Origin of the sequence: Loktanella agnita (assembly GCF_046640325.1) — a bacterium.
Taxonomy (GTDB): domain Bacteria; phylum Pseudomonadota; class Alphaproteobacteria; order Rhodobacterales; family Rhodobacteraceae; genus Yoonia; species Yoonia agnita.
In genome coordinates, this window is sequence record NZ_JBJMBF010000052.1 from 1 (window position 1) to 805 (window position 805).

The 805-nt window shown below is 57.6% G+C and carries 1 protein-coding gene; it reads left to right on the forward strand.

The window, feature by feature from the left end; genetic code table 11:
• Window positions 1–115: 115 nt before the first annotated feature.
• Entirely contained in the window at window positions 116–400 is a 285-nt protein-coding gene (locus ACJ5NV_RS20420) for a hypothetical protein (protein WP_411646719.1), read from the forward strand.
• The last annotated feature ends 405 nt before the right edge of the window (window positions 401–805 follow it).

Sequence of the window (805 nt, forward strand, 5' to 3'; positions counted from 1 at the left end):
CTTAACTAAAACCAGATGAGCGATAACTCTTCAAAGTCAAAACGCCATTTGTCTCAAACCATTTGATGACGGACAGAGGTTAACAGCATAACTTTTGCCGAAATGCGGGTTGCCGATGAAGCTAGCGATCATGGCCATCCGCGCGCCGTTGTGCCAGTCTAATCCCATGACCACGGTCCGTCTTTTCTTCGCGCAGTTTCTCTTGTGGCTGCTGACGCTGACGACGCCTGCGCTTGGGCATCTGTCCGTGGACGGCAACGCGGCGAACATGAAAAGCTCTGCGATTAACCTGACGATGGCCGATGTGCACGATGGGGTTGGTGATCTGGAACTTGGCGAGGGCAGCTTTGAACACGACGCCCTGCACGGGTTGTTGGCTGTGCGGCGGGCGAAGCTTTAGGCGGCAGCTGCGGCTCTGGCGCGGCCAGCGCCATCGCCCAGTCGGTCTTTGCGGGTCTGCAGGACGGCGCGCCCAAGCGGCAGCCTGGGCAGTCGGATGAGGACTACGCCGCCGTCCACGCAGCTTGGGAAAAAGACATCGGCGCACAGGCCCAATTGCTGGGTGCGGGCGTCGGATACCTCACCTCCGGCGGTCAAGCCGCGAATGTCTCAAACGGAGCAGGCATTGCGCAGTCAGGGGCGCGGCATAATTATCTGAACCATATGGAAGAAAGCGACCGACTGTAAGTCGGTGGGTTTGTTCCAAGGAGTGGATACTAAACTATGCAAAAAGGCCGCCCCATTTCTGGAGCGGCCTTTGTTATTCATAACGCCTGGGTGGGTTCTCGGTGATTGCTCCGCAATC

Bases quoted from the DNA above. Each gene is read 5' to 3' on its own strand.
- ACJ5NV_RS20420 (WP_411646719.1), top strand. From the start codon at position 116: ATGAAGCTAGCGATCATGGCCATCCGCGCGCCGTTGTGCCAGTCTAAT.